Source organism: Brevibacillus parabrevis, assembly GCF_022701015.1.
Classification (GTDB): Bacteria; Bacillota; Bacilli; order Brevibacillales; family Brevibacillaceae; genus Brevibacillus; species Brevibacillus parabrevis.
Genome location: NZ_CP064090.1, coordinates 3,944,035 through 3,967,340, shown reverse-complemented (window position 1 = coordinate 3,967,340; position 23,306 = coordinate 3,944,035). Strand labels below are relative to the sequence as shown.

Annotated in this window: 16 protein-coding genes; 14 read left to right on the top strand and 2 right to left on the bottom strand. The window is 52.1% G+C overall.

Features of this window, described 5'->3' with window-relative positions; all coding sequences use genetic code 11:
• The first annotated feature begins 38 nt into the window (after positions 1-38).
• From IRJ17_RS18245 to IRJ17_RS18235, 3 genes are all read left to right on the top strand, one after another.
• Positions 39-1,022 (top strand): ABC transporter substrate-binding protein, encoded by a 984-nt coding sequence (locus tag IRJ17_RS18245; RefSeq protein ID WP_122966831.1) that lies wholly within the window; start codon positions 39-41, stop codon positions 1,020-1,022.
• 117 nt (positions 1,023-1,139) lie between these two features.
• Positions 1,140-1,547 (top strand): hypothetical protein, encoded by a 408-nt coding sequence (locus IRJ17_RS18240; protein WP_122966830.1) that lies wholly within the window; start codon positions 1,140-1,142, stop codon positions 1,545-1,547.
• Between the two features lie 7 nt (positions 1,548-1,554).
• Complete coding sequence (locus tag IRJ17_RS18235) at positions 1,555-1,749, top strand: hypothetical protein (protein ID WP_242771410.1); 195 nt, start codon at positions 1,555-1,557, stop codon at positions 1,747-1,749.
• Between the two features lie 74 nt (positions 1,750-1,823).
• On the opposite strand, the gene IRJ17_RS18230 is transcribed toward IRJ17_RS18235, so the two are convergent.
• Complete coding sequence (locus IRJ17_RS18230) at positions 1,824-2,567, bottom strand: EAL domain-containing protein (RefSeq protein ID WP_242771408.1); 744 nt, start codon at positions 2,565-2,567, stop codon at positions 1,824-1,826.
• Between the two features lie 340 nt (positions 2,568-2,907).
• On the opposite strand from IRJ17_RS18230, the gene IRJ17_RS18225 reads away from it, so the two are divergent.
• From IRJ17_RS18225 to IRJ17_RS18175, 11 genes are all read left to right on the top strand, one after another.
• Positions 2,908-3,561 carry a helix-turn-helix transcriptional regulator gene (locus tag IRJ17_RS18225; RefSeq protein WP_242771406.1) on the top strand — a complete coding sequence of 218 codons (654 nt, stop codon included), beginning with the start codon at positions 2,908-2,910 and terminating at the stop codon, positions 3,559-3,561.
• 164 nt (positions 3,562-3,725) lie between these two features.
• A complete protein-coding gene (locus IRJ17_RS18220) occupies positions 3,726-4,712 on the top strand; it encodes a hypothetical protein (RefSeq protein WP_173597358.1) in 987 nt (328 codons plus the stop codon).
• 294 nt (positions 4,713-5,006) lie between these two features.
• On the top strand, positions 5,007-5,939 hold the full coding sequence (locus IRJ17_RS18215) for a CsxC family protein (protein WP_229049676.1): 933 nt from the start codon (positions 5,007-5,009) through the stop codon (positions 5,937-5,939).
• A 205-nt stretch (positions 5,940-6,144) separates the two neighbouring features.
• Positions 6,145-7,098 carry an ABC transporter substrate-binding protein gene (locus tag IRJ17_RS18210; protein ID WP_122966826.1) on the top strand — a complete coding sequence of 318 codons (954 nt, stop codon included), beginning with the start codon at positions 6,145-6,147 and terminating at the stop codon, positions 7,096-7,098.
• A 192-nt stretch (positions 7,099-7,290) separates the two neighbouring features.
• Complete coding sequence (locus IRJ17_RS18205) at positions 7,291-8,499, top strand: MFS transporter (RefSeq protein ID WP_122966825.1); 1,209 nt, start codon at positions 7,291-7,293, stop codon at positions 8,497-8,499.
• Positions 8,500-8,622: 123 nt separating this feature from the next.
• Positions 8,623-10,473, top strand: a complete 1,851-nt coding sequence (locus IRJ17_RS18200) for an ABC transporter ATP-binding protein (RefSeq protein ID WP_423751922.1) — start codon at positions 8,623-8,625, stop codon at positions 10,471-10,473.
• Complete coding sequence (locus IRJ17_RS18195) at positions 10,454-12,193, top strand: ABC transporter ATP-binding protein (RefSeq protein WP_173599349.1); 1,740 nt, start codon at positions 10,454-10,456, stop codon at positions 12,191-12,193. The genes IRJ17_RS18200 and IRJ17_RS18195 overlap by 20 nt, the downstream gene beginning before the upstream one ends.
• An 80-nt stretch (positions 12,194-12,273) precedes the next feature.
• Complete coding sequence (locus tag IRJ17_RS18190; RefSeq protein WP_242771404.1) at positions 12,274-13,281, top strand: helix-turn-helix transcriptional regulator; 1,008 nt, start codon at positions 12,274-12,276, stop codon at positions 13,279-13,281.
• A 335-nt stretch (positions 13,282-13,616) separates the two neighbouring features.
• Positions 13,617-15,284, top strand: coding sequence for a DUF6138 family protein (locus IRJ17_RS18185; protein ID WP_242771402.1), 1,668 nt, complete (start codon positions 13,617-13,619; stop codon positions 15,282-15,284).
• 403 nt (positions 15,285-15,687) lie between these two features.
• Complete coding sequence (locus tag IRJ17_RS18180) at positions 15,688-17,058, top strand: catalase (RefSeq protein ID WP_173597355.1); 1,371 nt, start codon at positions 15,688-15,690, stop codon at positions 17,056-17,058.
• A gap of 283 nt (positions 17,059-17,341) precedes the next feature.
• The gene (locus IRJ17_RS18175; protein WP_242771400.1) at positions 17,342-19,318 is read left to right on the top strand and encodes an AraC family transcriptional regulator; all 1,977 of its coding nucleotides are present in this window, start codon (positions 17,342-17,344) and stop codon (positions 19,316-19,318) included.
• Between the two features lie 74 nt (positions 19,319-19,392).
• Here the strand turns inward: IRJ17_RS18175 and IRJ17_RS18170 are convergent, their stop codons facing one another.
• Positions 19,393-23,238 carry a reverse transcriptase domain-containing protein gene (locus IRJ17_RS18170; protein WP_242771398.1) on the bottom strand — a complete coding sequence of 1,282 codons (3,846 nt, stop codon included), beginning with the start codon at positions 23,236-23,238 and terminating at the stop codon, positions 19,393-19,395.
• Positions 23,239-23,306: the final 68 nt, after the last annotated feature.

Sequence of the window (23,306 nt, the reverse complement as noted above, 5' to 3'; positions counted from 1 at the left end):
GAGAATCATTCTCAACATCATCAGAAAGGAACGAGCATATGCAAAAGCGCAGAAACGATATCGGCTGGGGGATCGTCCTGCTTTGGCTGACCGTGATGTTGCATGGTTGCGGTACGGCAGATTCGGTCCCGAATGCAGGAAAACAAGAGGAGACGCCAGTAGTTAAGCCAGAGACCAGGATTGTGAAAACCGTCCATGGGGATGTCGAAATACCAGCGAATCCGCAGCGAATCGTCACACAAGGGTACTTGGCGCAATTTCTCGCATTTGGCGTCAAACCAGTAGGAGCGCCGTACTGGGAAATCGAAAGTCCGCATGTCAAGGATTTGGCCGCAGGGATTGCGGATATCGGACAGATCGATGGCGGTTCGGTCGAGAAAATTTTGGCGTTGAATCCTGACCTGATCGTGACGGTTGGCGGGGATGAAAAGCTGAACGAGCAATATCGTAAAATCGCGCCGACAATCGTCATCCCTTATGGCACCTACCATGAGGTGCATGAAGAAATGAAAGCGTTCGGCCAGCTGCTCGGCAAGGAGCAGGAAGCAGACAACCGGCTGGCCGCATTTGACGAGGACGTGAAGCAGGCAAAAGCTTCGATCGCGGGATTGGTTCCGGCAGGGACAACCTTTTCGATCATGGGGCCGTTCGACAAGGAGTTTTACATATACGGCGATGGTGTGAACCGGGGCGGCCAGGCGATTTACCAGCAGCTCGGCTTGACACCTCCGGAGAGCGTGCGCACCGATCTGATTCAGAAAAAAGTGGACGCGCAAAGTGTCTCGACCGAGAAAATCGCTGCGTATGCCGGGGATTATATTTTTCTCGACATATCTGGCGGAGCCGAGTTCGATGAAAGCTCGCCTGTCTGGGCCTCGCTCGATGCGGTGAAGAACAATCGCATTTTCAAGCTGAACCCGGATCGCTTCTGGCCGTATGATCCAATCGCGGTGCAGGCGCAGGTGAAAGAAGTGGCGAGCATGCTGCAAGAGAGACTTGGCGAGAAGAAAGCGCAGAAATGATAGATTCGATACAGCGAAGCTTGTTGTGTTCAAAATGAAATATTTTCCAAATGAAGCGCGTGGGTGATATGATAGATTCGCCCACTTTTTTTATTGCTTGGGGAAGGAGCAGATGAAATGAGCAAAGCTGCGATCGTAGTAGGGCTGATCCTTTCCGCTTTCCTGCTTTCAGCCTGTGCGAACCACTCCCCAACGACGGATTCCGCAAACACAACAAGCGCAATCGCAAGCTGGCCCTATCCTTTTGTGAAAGTCGAAGATCGCTTGTATGTCATCGCCGATGATGAAAACGAAGAGCAATGGATCGACAAAGAAAAGCTTGGAGAACAAATCGGTAGCGTAGAAGCGAAGTACGCTTTTGAAGGAGACGAGCAAACAGCGCAAGCAGCGATTGCCTCCAACTACTTGGAAAAAGGGACAAAGCTGTTTGCCATCAAGGACGTTGACCCAAAAGAACAGATTGCATGGGAAAAGAGCGAGGGTGTGTTTGTTCGGGCAACAGCCGAGATTTCAGGCTCCGAATGAGGGGCAGTTGACGATCAGTTACCGTCAGCGCGCACTGCTCCAGGAAGAAGCAAGACGGATTCAATCGTTCTTTGCGGCAGGGAAAATCAAAATGACAGGACTGTACGAATACGCTGATCTTCGCCACGAAAGCGAGCAGATGGAATTGCGAAATATCGAGTCCATGCTGCGAAAACTGGAGGAAAATAATCGCGACACATGACATCTTCCGCCGTCAAGCCCGCCGCCGATCATCAGGCAGCGGGCTTTCCCTTTCCCTTTCCCTTTTCCATTCATTCACATCGCAGCATTGCTCCCTATCATCTCCGCCTGGTCAAGCGAGCGGGGCCGCCCGAGCAAAAAGCCTTGCCCGACAGGAACCCCAAGAGCTTTTGCCGCCGCCAGATCATCAAGCTCCTGCAGCCCTTCCAGCACCAGTTGCGATTGCCCCAAACAAAAATCAACAAACAGCGAGACAAGCTTTTGCTTGTTCGGATGATGGGCAAGCTGGCTGCCGAAATAGCGGTCGAGCTTGACCACGTCCGGCTCGTATTCGACGATTTTGCGCAAAGATGCTGCACCCGAGCCTACGTCATCCAGTGCGATCAAAAAACCGTACGCGCGCAACTCGCGGATTTTCTGGCCGAGCAGTCGGACATCCCACATCTTGTCCTCCTCGGCCGCTTCATTGATCTCCAGTACAATTCGGCGAGCGATGCCCGGAAACGCAGCGAGAAGCTCGTCCAAAAAAGGCAAAAAGAGCGGATTCAGCAAGGTAGACGGAAAGAGATTGACAAACAAGTACGGCGCATTTCGCCCCGCAGGCATTTCCGCAAAATAAGATGAAACGGCACCGCGCATGGCGGCGGTATCCAATTCGTACAACTGACCAGCTTGACGCGCCGTCTGAAAAAGCTGCTCAGGCGATTGCTTCGATGCGCACCGCAGCAGCGCTTCGTATCCGAAGCATTGTCCGTTCGCAAGCTCCACGAGTGGCTGATAAGCAGCGTAATAGGTGGACGGCTTCATTGACTCAGCCATGAATCGTTTTCCCCTCCTGATCGCGAATCGACATGGCTCCGTGCAAACGTGCGGAGCGATGGAGGAGCCGAGTTTTTCCTCCGAGAAAGATTTTTTTCACTTGGAAAAAATGGAATTTAGCTCATTCTACAATACAAATGGCGGTTCGGCAATTATTTTTACCAAAGGAAACATATTTGTATATGTACAAAACGCGTTGCTTCTTGTAAACTGTCCTTGTCATCAATCCGAACAGGAGGGATTTTCCAATGAGAGCTTTCCTTTTGCCAAAACGGTCGTATGTTTGCGAACTACGGGAACGGCGGTGCCTGGGCGTAAAAACAACGGAAAGCGTTACAGCGTGAGCAACAGGATGGCGATGGCACGCGAACAGACAACCCGGCAAAAGCTGTTGGTGTACATGAAAAAGCAAGGGACCGTCGATGTCCAGCAATTGGCGGAGCACTTGCAGATGACCAAGGTCGCGGTACGCAAGCATTTGGATCTTTTACATAGAGAGCATTACGTAGAGGCAAGCATCATGCGCAGACGGATTGGGCGTCCAGTCTTTGTGTACAAATTGACGCCAGCGTCCGAGCGATTGTTTCCCACGCACTACGATGAGTGGGTGACAGAGCTGATGGAAAATGTGGAGGAGCTGTTTGGCGAATCGCATGTGGCGATGCTGTTCGAACGCAGGATGAAGCGCATCCAGCAAAAATATCGCGAGCAGATGGCAGGCCAATCGTTCGAGGAGCGGCTTGACACGTTAGCGAAGCTACAGGATGCAGACGGCTATATGGTCAAGCTGGAGCAAAAGGCGGACGGGGTCTACTCGTTTATCGAAACGAATTGCCCGATCGCGAGAGTAGCCAGCGAGTTTCCCCAAGCGTGCCAGTGCGAATGGAGCTTGTTCGCTTCGCTGTTCAACGACGCACAAGTCGACCGGACAGAATGCATCGCAGAAGGAGGGACGTGCTGCCGCTACCTTTTGACGAAAAAGCAACAGACTTGAAAGCTCATGCCAAATTAGGCATGAGTTTTTGCGTTGGCAGCGGCAGAAAAGGACAGACGACTATTCCCCAAGCGAAAGCTCGGGCGTATGGATATAGCAAGTCGAAAAAGCGAAAAACGCGAAGCATACTTGCGAGCCAACCAAGAAGGAGAGGAGGTGAAAACATGGCTATACCCCAACCCAGGCGGACACCTGCGCGAAAAACGCCCTTTTTAAACCATCTAGAGCTGCGGCGCGCTCCAAAAAGCCACCAGCAAAACTTTTTGCGTGTCAAACAATCCATGCCAAAGCAGGACATGGCTGTCGACAAATACGAAGCACCGCGGCCCAAGCGCCAGCTGCCAGCGAAAAGCAAAAGTCAAAGCCCCGTCGCAAGTGACGTTTCCCGCCAAGCGCGAAAGGTTGGAAAAGCTTTCGGGAAAAAAACAGCGCCCATCAAGCCGCCGAAAATACGGACGCCGCTGGCAGCTCCCGATCCTCTCGAAGAGTTGCCGCACCTCGATTCATCGAGCTTGCTTGCGAGCGAGCCTTTGCGCATGGCGGACAGCAGCGCAGTCACAGCGCCAGTACGGGGTCAACAGGAAACCGGGACTGCGGCAAACGCAGGCAGCAGCAGCCAGGTTGTTTTCGCGGATGTAGCGTACACCGAGCAGGGAGAAAATGCGTATGTGCAAGTTTCGATTCTGGAAGAAGCGTGGGAAGTGAACTGGGTGCACCCGATCCATGCCCACTGGCAGCAGGAATGGCTGGAAATCCATCCGAAAATCTCGCTGGATGTGCAGGAGACGCGCCATGAGAGCAATGGGCGGGTGGTCTGGGTGCGCGGAGATTTTGAGCTGACCGTCGTTGGCACGACAAGCGAAGCGGGAAAAGTCGCCCATGAGACGCTGCGCCTGCCTTTTACATCAACGGTTTTGCGCCCGCCAGTTGCCTCGGAAAAGCAGGGAGCGGGAGCATTTCCCGACAACAGCCCGCTTGCCAGCACGGAAAGCTGGATCGAAACAGGCGATTGGAAGGCGAGCCTCATGTCCGAGCCATTCATGAAAAAAGGAGCCGGCACAAGCGAGTACAACGGGGTGGCGATCGTCAGCGGGCGAATCTGGTGGTTCCGCAAACAACTGATTCCGCTCAGGCACGTAGGCCAAGACTGACGTGACGGCTTTTCTTCGCCATGGTCAGCAGGCCAGATCGGCAAGCGCAGGGAGCCAGTCCGCTTTTCCCTTTGCTGGCAGCAGCAAGTGCACGGCTTGTCTTTCGTACATAGGGAGTATCGCTGAGCAAATAATTACCTAGTTAATCAAAACCCCCAAGCAATCCGATCACAAGCCGGCTCCAAAAGGCAAAAAATGGGTATATCACGCTCGGCAACAGCCAAGTCGTTTGCCAAGGCCAGGCCATATGATGAAGAGAAAGACAATGCTCTGATAAAGGAGGCGATCAATCAAATGGGAAAACACGACGATTCAAAAGACTGCAAGTTCCGGGTTGAATACCATTGCGACGACAAACACGACAAGCATGACAAACACGATCACAAAGACAAACATGAATGCAAAGACAAGCACAAGCATGAGCATAAACACGAACATAAGCACAAACACGAGCACAAGCATGAGTACAAATGCGACCACGACCACAAGGACAAAGACAAGCATGACAAGGATCATTGCCACAGCAAGCCTGGCCATTCCTGCGGCGTGGACAATGTACGCGTATTTGGCTCCAGCACAGAAGCGACTACTTTTCCGAAAACGATCAAAGTGCCTGTCACCCTGGCAGAACTCTCGGTCGTAGTTTGTGTCGAAGCAGATATTCAATTGGAAAAACCTGCGCTGGAAATCATCCGGGCGTGGAAAAGCGTCATTCTTGAGCAATGCGAGCTGGTTCCGACATTCAATCCGTACGCGGCCAAACTGTTCGGAAGCGGCTTCATCCGCAAAAACCTTGAGTATGCCACAGCAGACCACGTTTCGGGCAGTGCCGTATGCGGGGATATTCGCCACATCAGCGCGCTGATTCCGTTCGACTTTTGCGTAGGAATTACGTTCCCTACATCTGGCCCATCCTTGCAGCTCATCCCCGATTTCACCTCTTCCGGCGAGCTGGGCAACAAGACAGGCACAGCAGCACAGTTGAACATGGGGCTATTTGGCAACCGCCAATTTTACAACGAAAAACCGTACTGTGAGCTGGTCTTTTCCGAGTTCACCGAGCTGGACATCGGGCAAGATTTGCGTAAAGTCAAATGCAACGAGCATGCTTTTTCACACGTACGCGAAAAAATTGTTCTCAATCTTGGGCTGAAAGTTTTGCAAGATCAGCAAGTTCCCTTGCCTGTGATCAATCCGCCAAAACCGCCGCACTACCCTTGCAAATAACCGCCAGCCAAGAAACGTAAAGACACTGACGCATCCGTTGGTGTCTTTGGTTTGTACAGAACAAAAATCCGCTTTTGTCTTCTCCGGCTCCCGATTTGACTGTCGCGCCACGCTCCGGGTATGAGAAAGTATGTTTGGCTCGCGGAGGCGGCACTTCGCTGCTTGTCGCGAGTAAAAACAGTTCGTCCAGGGAGTGGAGAGACAGATGAAGCTCGTACATGTTATGGCAACGCTCACGTGCCTGTTCTTGCTGGCTGGTTGCGCCAGTCCGGAGGCAGGCGGCCAAGGGGCTGCGGGGAATGCCGCCCGAAAAGAAATCGTGAATCCCGGGGGCGAGAAGGTTAGCATCCCGTTGCAGCCGAAACGCATTGCCGATTTGTCGGGGTCGACGGAGGAGCTGCTTTTGCTGGGGATGGAGCCTGTCGCGACGGGCAATATCGACTATGGCAACCGCGCCGAATTTTCTCCGACGATCAAAGAGCGGCTGGCCAAAGAGACAGTCAACCTCGGTTGGTACGCCGAACCGATCAGCCTGGAAGCCGTCATGGCCGTTGAGCCAGACTTGATTTTATTGGGGCCGCTGTTCAACGAAAATTTGTACGAGCAGCTATCCAAAATGGCTCCGACGATCAAAATTCCCCACCCGTACTACGAGTGGCGCAAGCGGTTGGACTTTTTGGCAGACACGTTTGAACAGCAGCCGAAAAAGGAACAGTGGCTGAGCGAATATGCGAAAAAAACAGCGGAATGGAAGCAAAAGCTCGGCCCGATTCTCAAAGACGAAACATTTGTCGTGGTCGAAACGTATCCGCAAAATCTGGTCATTTATTCGTCAACGGGGGCAGCCGAGCTGATCTACAGCGACTTGGGACTCAAGCGAGCGGAGGGCATCCCTGCGCCGGAGCATTGGGGCGGAATCGAAATCAGTCTGGAAGCGCTGTCTGCCCTCCATCCACAGCATTTGTTACTGATGGAAAACAGCGAAAACAAACTGAGCGACAGCAAGGTGTGGAAAAGTTTGGAAGCGGTACAAAAAGGCAATGTGTACAAAATCAGCAACGTAGACAATTACAACTATTCCTACACAGCCATCGGCCGGATGCAATTGTTGGACAAGCTGGGCAACCAGATCGTGCAGGTGCACGGACAGAAGCAGTAGCCGCAAAGCAGGCGGGACTAACAGCCATGGCGTGTACCATGTTCCAATCCGTACCGTTTTTTGCTCCGGCATGAAATCATTTCGCGAAAAAATCCGTTTTACAGCATTATCTCTCCGTCATTAGGTAGTGGCTACCGTGCCTTTTTCCATAAGATTAGGGGCAGGGAGTGACGAAAGGAGTAGAGTAAAAACATGGGACGAGTACGAATTAGTGTCTTTTTCAGCGTCTTCGTCGCAATGGTTGGCTTGATGATCATCGCCCCTGTCATGCCTCCATTGATTCGTGAATTGGGATTGAGCGAAACCCATTCCGGTTTGATTATTTCACTTGGTTCCGTAGCCATGGCGATCATGGCGCCCGTCTGGGGGAAATGGAGCGACACAAAAGGCAGAAAGCCCGTGATTTTAATAGGCTTTCTGGGAATGTTCGTCGCCTATGTGTTGTTTACGCTCACGATGTACGCAGGGCTTGCGAAGCTGATCAGCGGAGGTCTGCTCGTGTTCCTGCTGATCTTGGCCCGGGCGATGGTCGGCATGTTCATTCCTGCCGTTCCGTCTTCGGCGCAAGCGTACATGGCTGATGTGACGGAGGAAAAGGACAGGTCGTCCGGGATGGCGCTGATCGGTGCTGCCAATGGAATGGGGCTTGTCCTCGGGCCAGCGATCGCGGGAGTTTTTGCCCTGATCGGTCTGATTTGGCCGCTGTACATCGGGGCGCTGCTGCCGATGATCGCGTTTATCGTGGTGCTTCTCTTGATTCCGCCGCACAAGCCGGTTGTTGCGACAACCAAGCCGCCCAAGCTGAATCCTTTGCAAAAAGGACTGCGTCTGTACTTGTTCGCAGGGATGGCCACCATGCTGAGCATTGTCACCTTGCAAGTCGTCGGCGGGTTTTATTTCCAAGATCAGCTGCTTTTGACCACAACAGATACGGCGCGGATGCTTTCCATGGGCATGATGCTGAGCGGAGTCGCGATGATCATTACCCAAGGGGTGCAGATGAAAAATCCGAAATGGCAGCCGCGCTCGCTGATTCTCGTCGGTTCCTTGCTGGTGCTTGGCGGTGTAGCGCTGTTCCTGCTGTTCATTCATGCTGTCGGCTTTTACATCGCGTTCTTTTTATTTGGTGTAGGTACGGGCTTGATGATGCCAGGCTTTATGGCAGGCGCTTCGCTTAGCGTTTTGCGCGAGCAGCAGGGCGGAGTAGCCGGATTGGTGGGAGCCGTGCAAGGCATATCGGCTGTAATTGCGCCGATCTTGAGCACAAGTCTGTACCAGGTAGAGCGGCATTTGCCTTTTGGTGTCGTTGCCATTGTCGTGCTTTTGATGGCGATCACGCTGTTCGCTTCCAAAGGCGCACCTGTGTCAGCCAATGTGCTGGCGACGAAGCATTCGGAATAAGCAGTGGACCACCGAAGGACCTGTCTTCTAACCATCTGTGGGGGGCGGGTCCTTCTTTTCACCTTGCAATGATAATGATTCTCGTCAACCATCTGCGACAGGAAAGGAGAGTCGGGTATAAAAATGAAAGCAGAAATGTCCGGGCTCTTGCAAATCGCCAAAGAGAAAAAAGGGCTGCTGACCGCGGCCAGCTTGCTTTCGACGGTTTCCAGTCTCCTGCAAATTGCTCCCTTTGTAGCCGTGTACAAAATCGTGGAAGAACTGCTCTTGCACGCGCAAAGTCCTGCGGGGATCGACAGGGAGCTGATCACGTATTGGGGCGTCGCCGCTTTGGTAGCGCTGGTTGCCGCCTTGCTCACCTTGTACGTCGGGCTGATGTGCTCCCATGTGGCTGCCTTCCAAATTTTGTACCAGTTGCGGGTACGGCTGGCCGAGCACGTGGCGAAAGTCCCGATGGGCTACCATACGAAAACGGCCACAGGCGAGTTGAAAAAAGTGATCGAGGTCAGTGTCGAAAAAATCGAGAAATTCATTGCCCACCAGCTGCCTGACATGGTGACAGCCATTTTGATCCCGCTTTTGATGATCGGGTATTTGTTTTGGCTCAATGGGTTGCTTGCTCTCGTGCTGCTCGTCCCGGTTGTCTTCGGTCTATGGGTGCAGGCGCGCATTTTTACAAGTGAACTCGGCCGAAACGCTTTTCGCGATTATCAGTTTGCCGTGGAAGAAATGAACGCGACAGGCGTGGAATACGTGCGCGGCATGCCCGCTGTCAAAATTTTCGGGATCAAGGCGGATGAATTTTTGACTTTCCAGCGTGCGGTGAGCAGCTATCGCGACATTGCGCTGCGGATCACGGCGCTGTGCAAGAAGCCGTACAGCCTGTTTTACGTGCTGGTCAGCTCCTTGTTTACGTTTATTGTCCCGATCGGCATTTTGCTTGCGAGCGGTCAGCCGGGGAATCAGGCGTTTGCCATTACGTTTACGCTGTTTTTGATTATTACGCCGAGCTTGTCCGTGCCTTTGCTGCGGCTGATTTACGTCGGGGGCGGGCTGCGGGAAATTATCGAAGGCAACAAGCGGATTGCAGCGGTGTTTGCCGAGCCGATCGTAGCGGAGCCAGCTGCTCCTCGCGTCCCTGTTGCTTACGACATCGCCTTCGACCGCGTCTCCTTCGCCTATGAAAACAAGGAGAGCAAAGACTACAAGCCCATTTTGCAAAACGTCGACTTCTTCGCCAAAGCGGGCGAAATGACGGCGCTGGTCGGGCCTTCCGGCGGGGGGAAATCGACGATCGCCAACTTGCTCTTGCGCTTTTGGGACGTGCAGGAGGGAACGATTAGCATTGGCGGTGTCCCGATCCAGGAGATGGGCACGGAAAAACTGATGGACACCGTGTCGTTTGTGTTTCAGGATGTGCACCTGTTTTACGATACGATCGAAGCGAACATCCGGATGGGGAACACGTCCGCATCCAGGGAGGCGGTCATTGCTGCGGCGAAAACAGCTTGCTGCCATGAGTTTATCGAAAAGCTGCCGCTCGGCTACGAAACAAAGATCGGCGAAGGGGGAACGTATTTGTCCGGCGGCGAAGCCCAGCGTCTCGCGATTGCCCGCGCGCTGTTGAAAAACGTCCCGATTTTGGTTCTCGATGAGGCAACCGCCTACGCCGATGCGGAAAACGAGAAAAAGATCCAGCAAGGCTTGATTGAGTTGGTGAAAGGCAAAACCGTGATCATGATTGCCCATCGGCTGTCGACGATTCGCGCAGCGGAGCAAATTTTGGTCGTGAACAAAGGCGAGATTGTCGAGCGCGGGACACACGACGAGCTGCGCCAGCAAAACGGCCTGTACGAAAAGATGTGGCAAGCGCATGTCAGCGCCGCTACGTGGAAGCTCGGCGCGAACCATACGGACGCACACAAACCCGAGATGAGAGGGGAGGCCCCAGCGAATGCTTCCGTACTTTACTAACATTTCCGGCGGCAACGTGCGGAGCTTGTGGCCCGCTGCCTTTGCTGCCTTGCTGGACGGGATTGCCAAAGTCATTCCTGCCGCTTTGCTCGTCGACATTTTCCAGACGATTTACCTTTCCTTTGCCCAACCGGAGTCAGGGCTTGATACTGCCCGCTTGTGGACCGTCTGCCTCATTTTGTTTGTCTGGCTGATCGTGTCGTACGTCACCTATGCCCATCTGTACGAAAAATCGTACACGGCAGCCTATCGTTTGGCGGCCACCGGGCGGATGAAGCTCGCCGAACATTTGCGTCATTTGTCGTTAGGCTTTTTTGGCAAACGCGATCCCGGCGACGTGACGAACCTGCTGCTCAGTGATTACGCGCAGGTCGAACATACGATTTCCCACAACGTTCCGCAGCTAATCAGCGCAGTCATGCTGCCTGTGCTCGCTTTGCTCGGACTTGCCTTTTTGGACTGGAAAATGGCGCTTGCCATGTTTGTCGCGCTTCCGTTCGGTGCGCTGCTGTTGTGGCTGACCGATTCGTTGCAGGCCCGGCTCAGCGAGAGTCACGTCCGGGCGAAAAATGAAGCGGCCAGCAGGCTCCAGGAATATTTGACAGGCATTCGCGAAATTAAAGCGCACAATGCTGGCGGAAAGCGCTTTGAGCGCCTGCGGCTTGCTTTTGATCGGCTTATGCGGGCTTCCATCCGGCTGGAAGGGCTGGTCGGGCCGCTGATCATGGGCGCGCTTTTGCTGACGCGCTCCGGGATGACGATCATGATTTTGGTCGGCAGTTATTTGCTTGTGGGCGGCACCTTGTCGCTATCGGTCTTTCTGCTGTTTCTTTTGATCGGGACACGCGTGTTCGAGCCGCTGACCGTCGTGTTGATGAGCTACGGAGAAATGCGTTACTCGGCTTACAGCGCACAGCGGATCATGGATGTGCAGACAGAGCAGCGACAGCCGGGAACGGCGCTCATTCAGCCGCACGGGCCCATCGTCTTTGAGCGGGTGACGTTCGGCTACGACGAGAACAACCCTGTTTTGCAGGAGCTGTCCTTTACGATCCAGCCGAATACGATTACCGCGCTGGTCGGTCCGTCCGGAAGCGGAAAAAGTACGGTGACCCGGCTGATCGCCCGTTTTTGGGACGTCCAGCAAGGAACGATCACCATCGGCGGCATGCCTGTGCATAAGGCTGACCCCGAATTTTTGCTCAAGCAGATGTCGATGGTTTTCCAGGACGTATACTTGTTCCAGGACACGATTGGCAACAACATTCGCATCGGCAAAATGGATGCGACCCAGGCAGAGATTGAAGAGGCGGCCAGGCGCGCCTGCTGCCATGAATTTATTTCCCAATTGCCGCAAGGATACGCTACACCTGTTGGCGAAGGTGGTTCTACTCTGTCTGGCGGCGAAAAGCAGCGCATATCGATTGCCCGCGCGTTGCTGAAAGACGCTCCGATCGTCCTGCTTGACGAAGCGACAGCCTCGCTTGATCCCGAGAACGAAACGGCTGTCCAGCAAGCGATCAACGAGCTGGTCAAAAGCAAAACGGTCATTTTGATTGCCCATCGCCTGAAAACCATTCAACATGCGGACAAAATCATCGTGCTGGATCAAGGACGTCTTGCCGAGGAAGGGACCCACAGCGAATTGGTGGAAAAATCCGGGCTGTACGCCCGTTTGTGGGGGTTGCAGCAAGAGGTCGACGGTTGGCGCGTGAAGTAAGAAGGATCATCCCGTCCGAGCGGCGGGGTTATTGTCGTTGGATCACAGATGAGAGAAACAACACAGAGGTGAACGACCCCATGAGTCAGGCGGGACACTGGTACGCAATCGAGAATCGCAAGGACAAGCATTGTGCGCTCGCAACCGATTTGAATGCGCTCTATCAAAATGGTTCGTTTCAGCAAACGTTATCGTTGCCCGATCAGATCGGCAGAGGGTACTGGCAGAAAACCAGCCTGAACACGATGCTGGAAATAATGGTTTGCGACATCGTTTTACACGAGGAATTGAGCATGGGCAGCACGGAACAGGACGACTGGATGAAAATATGCTTTTGCCTGGGAGAAGGGATGCAATGGCTGTCAACAGACACACATCGGGACTACGGAATCGCTTCGGGTGAAGTGACCGCCTTCGGGAGAGCGATGACGAGCAGCACGTGCCAATTCGATCCCGCGCGCAGGTTTCACAGCCTGACGCTAAAGCTGGATGTAAACAGACTGATGCAGGCGTGGCCCGTCGCTTCGCTTGAACAGCAATGGGCACGCTTGACGGCACATGACAGTCTGTACGACAACAAAAAAATGACGCCTTTGGTGAGGCGCATCCTCCACGAGATGCTGGATTGTCCCTATCAAGCCGCAGCCAGACGCATGTATTTGGAAGGAAAGGTGCTGGAGCTGTTGGCCGTGTACATCGATGAGATTTTGCGGGAAAAAGACACGTTGCCTCGTGAAGTCACCTTGTCCAAGACGGACTTGACCAGTTTGTGGCAAGCCAAACAAATCGTCGATGCCAATCTGCTGTCGCCTCCCAGTCTTGCCGAGCTGTCCCGGCAAATTTGCCTCAATGAATACAAGTTGAAAAAAGGCTTTAAACAGTTGTTCGGCTTGCCTGTGCATGCTTATGTGATCGATCAGCGGCTGGAGCAGTCGAGACGCTTGCTGGAGGAGGGCAGCGTCAATGTCACGTATGCCGCCAGCATGGCAGGGTTCAACAACCTGGGACAATTCGCTGAGAAGTTCCGGAAAAAATACGGGGTGAATCCGTCTGCTTACTTGAAGAGCAGGGGATTTCGGACTATTTAATTGCGAACTATAATTTGGTTATAGGGTAATAATATTCGCCTATTTTCTTTATGATCGGCTCGAAGTGAAAAAAATCACGGGGGTAATACTTTTCGCCGTCCATGATCATGAGGTTAAAGGCGAACATTAAGAAAATAGCCAAGGCATTCTTTTCCCGACTAGGCATTTGGGCGGATTTTCATGTCATTCTCTGGAAAAATGGCTGAAATCTACTATAATGAGAGAAAACCGGGGAAGAGAATGTATGTTCTGATAGGCTGTACGCTCCCCCTTGGAAGATATGGGAGGCTGAAACGATTGTGATCCATTCTACATTGGAACCAGCAGTGAATAAGATGGAGCAAGCCATTGACAAATGGTTCGCCTACATCGAGGAAAAAGACGCCGATGAGATTGTCCGCCGCACGACTTTGCAAGTGGGCATTCATGACTCTGCCATGCTCGAATACAAAAATGATCAGGCCAGCGTTGTCCTGATGGAGCTGGATGATTGGGAGCTTGATTTTGACGACACGTCAGGAGACTTTCGGCGCTTAGGATCAAAGCAGGCGGATTTGTCAGAGACAGACGTGCGGGAACAGGTCGTCCCGCATCTTGCCGCCTATATAAAAGAAAAGCTGGAAACTCTCTCGTCCCAAGCGCTGATTAACTACCAGTTTTCGTTTTGGGGCAAGTTTCAGACAGACACGGGGGAAGTAAAGCTGCCGATTGTCAAGCTGTTCAACGCGGAAAAACAGCAACGCCTGCTGGCGGAGATTTCCGCTTATCGCACGCAACTGTTTTCGGCTTCAACTGGCCCGACCAAACCGCTGGAGACGTTTTTCCTTTCGCGTCATCTGCTGAACCGCTCGCTGTTTCCCGAGACGGATTGCCACGAAGCCATCCGGGTGTTTGATCGCATTTTGGAAGTAAACAAAAGCAAAAAAGAACAGCTTGGCGAACATCAGCACAAGATCGTCAATGCCTTGACGGACTGGGTGGAAGGCTCGTTTTTGCCGCTTTATTTTGATGTCGTGACCAAAACGTGGCAGGAAAAGACTTATCAACGAAAGAGCGGCTTCGATCCTAGGCACATCGACGAAGGGGCTATGGAGTTGTTCCTGTATGCCGCCGTCGCTGTGATCAAGTATGAACCGTCCTACAGTAGACAAAAAGGAATTACCTGGCTGGAGCGGGCTGTTGAACTCGGCAGCAAGCGCGCTTCGCAGTTCATGAAGGAAGGCAGCGGCACGCTCTCCCGCGAGCTGACCGTTCTGCGTGACGAACAGGTCGAGTGCCTGGCAAATGACGTCTTTGCCACCGTGACGATCTCGATCAAGCAGGAGCGCGAAGAGAGCTATGCGCAGGCCCTTGCATTTCTTTGCGCGTTGTTGCAGAGCGGTTTTCCGAAAAGCTATCAAATCAAGCTCAAATCCGGCGTCAAGCAGTTTTTGCCGATCAAAGGATTGGCGAAGTCGGGAACTCATCGCTTTTTTGCCAACGCGCTGGCTTATCCGAACTTGCACCCGTTGCTTGCCGATTACGCCCGCGTTGCCATGGTCACTTATGAGTGGTATACGGATGCCGATGATGAGAGAAATGCACTGCCTGGCACATATGCCGTCTTCGGGCTGGGATTGGCGGACGCTGAGTATTTTGCTTTGGTGGAGGAGTATTTGGACACGATCGATCTGGAGCATCAGTCCGTGCAAGATTATTTTACGGCTGCCTTCGTCGAGAAGCACGGCGTCCATCCAGAGTCGCTCCCGACATTGGTCGCGTGCTTGGTGCACGGTACCGACGCAACGAAAGTGAAGATCAAGTCAGAGCTGGAAGAAGAGCCTAATTTGAGCTTGTTGCTCGATTTGCTGCAAACACAAGAGCCGCTTGAAGTCGAGCATGTCATTTACATCGTCTGGGGTGGTTTGGACAAGCTTGCAAAGATCGCTGCCAAAGCAAAAGGGGAGAAAGCAGAACGGCTGTCGGCCTTGCTGGATTTGGCGAAAGACCAGTCTGGAAAATGATGGTTGTATAAGAGGGGACACTCTGTCTGAGCGGTCGCTGTATGGTTTTTGGGAGCGGGTGGTTGATTTGATTCGCACGTAAATTCATAGGGCACGCGCTTGATTCATGTTCCAATTCATTTCGAACTGGTGTGATTTAGGCACCAGTTTTTTTGTACAGGAAATGTGATACGTCGACGGTGGAAGCAATTCGTACACTGGGCGCAGTGGCTGTGGAGATCCTCATTCGTTCCGCACGATATGGCAACGAGGCGGAAGCGTTCGTCATGTTGCACCCTAGGAGCGAGCTTTTGCTATGACGGCTGCTGCTCTCGGCGTGCGGATCGGCATTGGACGCGTAGTCATAACCAACCTATAGCCATGCATACATATTGGTGAGAATGTAGGCATGGGAGGTAGAGGAATGGACGACAAGAACGCTCGCGATCAGACGCACAATCAAAGGTGGCAAGGCGGTCCGCAACCGTCGCGCTACTCGCAGACGGTTGGGAAGCGTGGACCGATTCTAGAACAAGACACCATGCTGCACGAAAAAAATGAAACGTTTATCCATGAGACCATATTAGAGCGCCCTTTGCATGTGAAGGGTTTCGGAGCCTTTGGCTATTTCGAGACGTTTCACTCGATGGCGGCTTACACGAAGCTTTGTTTCCTGCAGCATCCGGGCCAGCAAGTACCCGTTGCTGTCCGATTCTCGCTGGCGGCCAGCAACAGGGGGACGCCGGACACTTCGCGCAATGTGCGCGGCTTCTCGACTAAATTTTATACCGAGCAAGGTATCTTCGACTTAATATGCAACCATCTTCCCGTGTTTACGGTGCGGGACCCCATGCGGTTTGTGGAGACGGTCAGCGCCTTCAATCCGTCGCCCGTCAACAACTTGATGGACCCTAATCGGTTCTGGAGCTTCTACGCAGAAAATCCGGAGGCGACGCATTTCGTGCTGCAACTGTACTCCGACCTGGGAACAGTCAAGAGCTTCCGTCACATTCCGGGTTACAGCGTGAGTACTTATGTTTGGAAGAATGAGCAGGATGTCCGCAATTATGTGAAATACAACTGGGTTCCGCTGGCTGGCGTGCAGTATATCGATAGTCAGGAGGCGGCGCGGCTCGCCTGCGAGAACCCGGATTATGCGGGCAAGGATCTCTATGACACGATTGCTCAAGGAAAAACAGTGGAATACGGGCTGTATGTACAGCTCATGAATCCGCAGGACGAAGCTACGCTGCCGTTCGATCCACTGGACGATACGAAGGTGTGGGATGTGCGGCAGTACCCACTGCTGCCAGTCGGCAAGATGGTGCTGGACACCAATCCCGACAATTATAAAGAACAGGTGGAGAAGCTGGCCTTTTCTCCGTCCAATATGCTGGACGGCGCCGAGTTTTCATTGGATAGAGTGCTTCAAGGCCGCGCCAATATTTATACGGATTCACAGCGTTATCGGTTGGGACCGAATTTCCGCAGCATCCCGATCAACCATCAGGCGGACTGGAAGCCATCTGACGAGGTAACAAGCGGCACCGGCAACTATGTGGCAGGGCGGCTTGAGCGCACTGCACCTCCAAAAGGAGATGACTTCACGCAGCCGGGGCAATTTTACAACTCACTGTCACCTGTGCTTCAAGAACACTTAGTCCACAACATTGCTTCCGATCTTGGAGCTGCCGTGCCGGAGTTGCAGCGGATTGTGCTAGGCTATCTAACCCAGGCGAGCCCGGAACTGGGGGAACGCGTTGCCAGGCAGATCGGGAGCAACGGGAAGAGATAGCAACGACAGAGAATCCGAAACGTCCCGGAATAAGACGCTGAGTTTCTCGACATTCGGAAAAAATGCCAAGAGCGAAGAAATGAACACCCGTCAGCGAGCTTTTGACGGAATCACGCCATAACCGAAAGTAGACGGTTACTTCAAGCACCTTAATCTCAATCATAGAGGACGAACTAGCCGCAGGCGCAGTATGCCTGTGGCTGTTATTTTTTTATGTGAATGATAATCGTTTTCATTTATAATAGCGAGAGTTGGAACGGAAACAAAAAGATGGAGGGATTGCATGGACGTGAAGGGCGTCATCGAACATATCATGCTCTGGAATCATGCGTCCATCAAAGTGTTGGATGTGCGTCACCAGCTGGTGGGAAGAGAAGTCGGCTCGCGCTCGTACAAGCTGCCGGCCAGTACGTTTTTGTTTGCTGCGCAAGGAAAGGCTCAGATTTGTCTGGATGGCAGCGAGTACGCGATCAAGCCATACGATATCGCCCATAGTGGAAAAGGGACGCTTATGGACATTTTTTTGACAGAGGACGCATTTGAATACTACTTGATTTTTTATCGGGCCGCGATCCCGTTGACCAGTCGGCAGCAAATCGTCAACTTGCTGCGAAAAAGCGACCCGTTTCAGCTGCCGTACAGCTTTCAGCCGTGCCAGCCGATTGAGCTGCTTGCACTCGTCAAGCAAATGGACGAACAGTGGCAATGCACGGGCGAGCTGGAGCGCTTCCAGACGAAGGCACTCTTTTATCAATTTGTAAGCGCCGTGCACCGTCAACTGCTCGATTCGAAAGGGGCACGGCTGGACACCGATCCCGCCGCCCAGGCGAAGCAGTACATTCAGAACCATTACGCCGAACCGATCACGCTGGAGGCGCTCGCGGAAATGCTGCGCTACAGCGTCCCACATTTATCGGCCTTGTTCAAGAAAAAGACAGGCTACAGCCTGATCGACTACTTGATTCGCGTACGGATGGAAAAGGCGGCAAGCCTGCTGGTGGAAACAGATCGGCAGTTGCGCGAGATCGCCGAGAGTGTCGGTTACCGCGACCCGTATTATTTCGGGCGCTTGTTTAAAAAAGTATACGGAATATCGCCCGCGCGTTTTCGGGCGACAAAAGCACAGACGCCGCAAACAGCAGATCGTCCGGCAACCATCATCGGATCGTCCATTGCCGCTCTCGATTTTCGCCGTTATATTGATAGCGAGAATCATTATCCATACAAGAAAGAGGGACGCAAAACCATGTACAGACCTACCAAACCATCTGCTGCGGCAACCGTCATGCTCTGCCTGACCCTGATGCTTGCCGCGTGCTCCGGCAATGCGGGAGCGCCAAGTCAGGCGGCGAACGGGAACCAGACGGAAACAAGCGCTGCATCAGACGCCAATCGCTCGACGCAAACGAGCTCCACGCCAGCGGAGGCGAGTTCGCAAACCCAAGTCATTTCCACCGTCAAAGGGGATGTCGTCGTTCCAGCCGCACCAAGGCGCATCGTCGCCGATCAATATTTGGGCACGCTGATTACACTCGGTGTCACACCGATCGGAGCGCCCGGCTTGCATCGTCAAAATCCGTATATTACCGAGGCGCTGAAAAATGTCGAGGACATCGGGGATGTCAACGGTTCCTTGGAAAAAGTGATCGACTTGCAGCCTGACTTGATCGTCACGGAATCATCCGACGACCAGGGCCGCTATGATCAGTTGTCCAAAATCGCCCCGACGATCTCCATTCCGTATGGACAGTTGAAAAATATTCAAGAGGAATTGACTTTCTTCGGCAAGCTGCTCGGCAAGGAACAGGAAGCAAAAGACTGGCTGGCGGATTACGAGAAACGCATCGCCGCTGCAAAAGAACGCGTGCGCAAAGTCATTCCCGAAGGCAAGTCGTTTTCGATTATTGAGCTGACCGACAAGCAGATGTTCGTCTATGGCGACAACTTTGGCCGGGGCGGACAAGCTGTCTATCAGGCGCTGGGCTTGAAGCCGCCAACTGCGATCGCCAAAACGCTGCAGGAGAAGCAGTGGCTGGAGCTGTCCAGCGAGCTTTTGTCCCAATACGCCGGAGACTATATCATCTTGACTTCGAACAGTCACACGCTGGAAGACTTGAAAAAAGATCCGCTCTGGTCGTCGCTCGACGCTGTGAAAAACAACCATGTGTACGTCTGGAAGGAAGAACGTTCCTGGTACTACGACCCGATTGCGGTGTTGTCGCAGACGGAAGAGATTGCGGATTGGTTGACGAAGCAGTAATCCGTTTGACCATTTTGGAAAAAGCGAAGGCCCGCGCAAAGTTCCTTGTCAACTCTGCATGGGCCTTTTTTGCTTTATTTTCTTCCTGCAAAGCCTGCAGGAGGTGACTTTACCTGTGGCTCTGGCTTGGAGGAACGTGACTTGGTTTTAAATAAGGTAGGGTCGATATCGAACATGCTGATGGCAAGCTGATCTTTCCCGTGTACTTGAGCAATGATTTTTTCGTGTCCACTAAAAGGCGCCTGGGCAGATGAGCCGCCGTATTCACCTGTATTGGCAAGAATGACAGGCTGGAACATATGATAATTCAAGGCGGAAACCATGTTGTCAAACGTCCCGATGTCTTTGTTCAGGGCCGAGATGACAAACATGTCGGAAATATCACGAAGATCGGCCGTCAGTGCTATGTCGGTTGCATCGTAACAAATAGCTCCCGCTACGCGTATAGATTGATTGCCTTTTTGAAACTCGACATAGGCTTGGTAAGGTCTGTGGCTTTGGATATTCATTTTGCGTTCCAGCTTCGTCATATGCTGCTTGCCTTGCCACACGGCAACAAGTGGATTTTCGTCTGAATTGAGAATCCAAATCGCTTGATTCACCGTGGCTTGATCGGATGCTCTTTTTTGAAAACCTAATCCCGCAAAAATGCTTGCTTTCGTTTTGTGGGAGAGTCTCAGCAAGTAGTCGATGTCGTCGGGATGGACAGACAGCTCAGGAAAGACGATCAGATCAGCAACATAAGCGGACTCCTTGCCTGCTCTTTTTATAGCAGCGTGCCAAGTTGCCAGATGCTTCTCAACCATGTGGCAAAGGTCCGCGATATGAGCACGGTGTTTCTCGCGGAAGTCCGAAGACCAGTGCATCGGATCTTTGGCGTTAAAATCGTCCATGTATGGCAGCAAGGATTGGACGATGGCGACACGGAACAGGCGGTCGTCCTGACGCTTTTGCAGTTTGACAGGCAATACGTATCCTGGCGTGTTGGACAATTTGCCAAATACTTTCTGCTGCTCTTGCATACGGTTCTGAATGATTTTCAGCCATTTTTTGCGGTCGGACTGTGCAGCAGAAATCCCGTGAACAAACCTTTCGCGATAATCGATACCCGGCCATTGCAAAAGCAGGAACAACAGCTCGCTCATCCAAGGGGACAAGGGCAACGGCTCCGGGAAGAGGCTGCTCGCCAGGCTGGACATGCCAAAGCGGCGTGAAAACCAGGTGGAGCGCAATCCTCTGTACCCAGCCGAAACGGAATGGTCTTGTCGCATCAGAAACGAGTTCGTCGTGTAGTCGTATTCGCCAGTCAGGCAAGCTCGTAAAATACAACCGAGATTGTACATCCACCGACATTCTGCTTTTACCCAGTGCGGGGTTGGCAAAGAGTATGAGCTTTTTGTATTGGTTACCGTGATGGCAAACGGCTTTTTATAAGGATTTTGCCAAGCTTCTTTGTCCGTCATCGTTATTTGCAAATCTTCGATGGACAGGCCGTTTTCGCTGTTCAAGCGGGTAAATGCATCTTCTTTGCCCGAGCCAGGTTTCAGCAACTCCAACATCAAATGCAGCAAAGCATTTTCTTGCTGAAAAGGATTATCTGCGCTCGTAATGAGACTGGCGAGACTGACAGGCGTATTCGTTGCAGTTGCAGAAGACCAGTCTGCTTGTTTCTTGAGCGAGTTGCGATAGATGATGGAGGATAGCTCAGGCACCTGCTGGACGATCTCTTTTTCGATGGTCAGGCTTGAGAGAATCCTCTGAAGCAGATCAGGGCGATTCGCGCAAAGGAATTTTAACGACCGAATTTTTTGCATAGGCTGCCGCTTCCATTTCTGACAGGCTTCCGCAAACCACGAACTGAACCTGTCAGGATTTGGATGAAGCTGTTGGACGATCAAGGCCATCGTTAGCATATCCTTACGATTTTTACTGGTGATCGCACTATAAAGAAGTGCACGATGTAAAAGTGCGTAAGGCTGCAACTCGCTGCTTTCATCATTTAAAACGTAAGCTTGGCCAACCGAAGCAAGATAGAGAGCAGCTTGTTGTTTCACATACCAGGACATTTTGTCCTGAGCGTCTAGTATCTTCCTTGCAAAAACGGCGAGATGTTCGCGAAAAGCAAGCAAATCCGCATGTTCAGGATCATGCTTTTTCGAGTGGTGACCAATCCAGACAGAACACGCGCACAGGATATCCGCCGAAACGTATTCCATCACGAGCTTTTGGTGGCTGAGCTCTGTATCATTGTTAACGTTCATATAAAGCTTTTGCTCAAGAGCTTCCGTTACGACTTTCAACAGTTTTGCGCTAGGAAAGAGATCGAGCCCAAACTTCAGCAGGGAGCTTAACGATGGATTTTTCGACCAAACGGCAATTAATTTCCTGGCGTACAGTTCAAAATCGTGGCCGATATGACTGTTTACGGTAGGGTTCTGATCACTGGAACCGATCATGCTTTTTTGCAGCCTTAACGCGTCTACAAGTCGTTTCGCTGCAAACCGCTTCAATGTGTCGGATTTTACGTCCGCATTCTTGACAGCGATTTTTGACAGGGCAAGATTGTTTACATGTTCGACAGCCGAATCGCCAAGTTGCTCAGACAATTGGATGAGACCGTCTAAACCCCCGACAATTTGTCGCAAAGCTTCGATATCCGGGGTGCCACTTAACGTTCCTTGCAGGATTTGCATGCGGCCAGAGAGGTCACTCTGATTGGAAATTTCTTCATAGCTTTGGATGCTGACTTTATCGGGGTGAATCTCCAAGGAATCTGGTTCAGCCCCCATTTGGCTCAAATGCGAATTGAGCTTGGCTTGAATATGCTCTGTCACCATTTGTTTCAGTTGCTCGATTTCAACGGTGTCAGCAGCTTCTACTACCAAACGGATATCGTCGACATAGCGGCAGTAATCGCGAATGATAAACGGTTCGGAAAAGTCTGATGAGGCAACTTTTTGATGAATGCTTTTTCCTACTTCTTGATCAAATCGCAGCAGGTAGATATTCGAAAAAAAACCGCCCGCAACAAGACCTTGTGGAATACCATCAGGGAGCGTGTCTTTGTTGAGCACTTGTTTTGCCATGGCTTGGTCGGAGTCGTTCCATTCCCAATCGAAAACAGTTCGGGCCATTTCCCAAAAATCAGGATCAGCTTGAAGCGAATCGTCTAGCGTGAACCTTTCCACGTATTCGTTGTAAAGCTCTTCTGCTTCGTCAATTAATGCGGCTCTGTCAATACTGTCGTAGAAGCTCTTCAGGTCGAGTGAAAAGACGTAATGCTTTGTGCCCCGACGATTCAGATGCGTGTACAGTTGGCAAAAGTGCTTCGGGCGTTCCAGGAACTTTTGGTAGTCATCGTAGTACATTCGATAGCATTTCGAGTTGCCCCACGGGAATGTAGCGATGGATTCTCCGTCTTCATTTTTGTCCCAGTGGCAATACAGACGGTTTCCGTAGTTAAAAACTTGTTTTCGCTGAGCTTCATGATAATCCGGAATGTCTGTCGGGCCTTGCAGTGTTTCGATGGCATTGGCCAAGCACAGCATGATCGCCGTTGCGATGGTTTGGTCCTGGATTTTGATGTGGGCGAGCGGTCTCAAATAGGTTTTGTCGCTTTCAAGCTTCTCTTTAACAGGGTGCCAGCCGTTAGAAGTAAACTCCCAGGTGCAGGTTTTGGGAGCGGGAACCAGTCTGAGTTTTGCGGGACGGTATTCTTCGCTTTCCAAAGATTGAGACCACTCATTCAAGCGATTTTCCAGGTCGAGCGTGGAAAGATCGAGTTCCAGCACATTTGCATACCAATTATGCCTGCGGATGTAATTGTGTGACTTTTTCCATGCCTGAGCCAAGATGACTGTATCCGTTACGTATTGTTTCTGAGGGGACAAAACCCCGTATTTTTTGTCGATAATAGACATGTTTCCTCCTACTGCTATGCCCGATCGGGACAGTCCCCAGATGCTGGTCGCACATCGGTGCCAGTTTT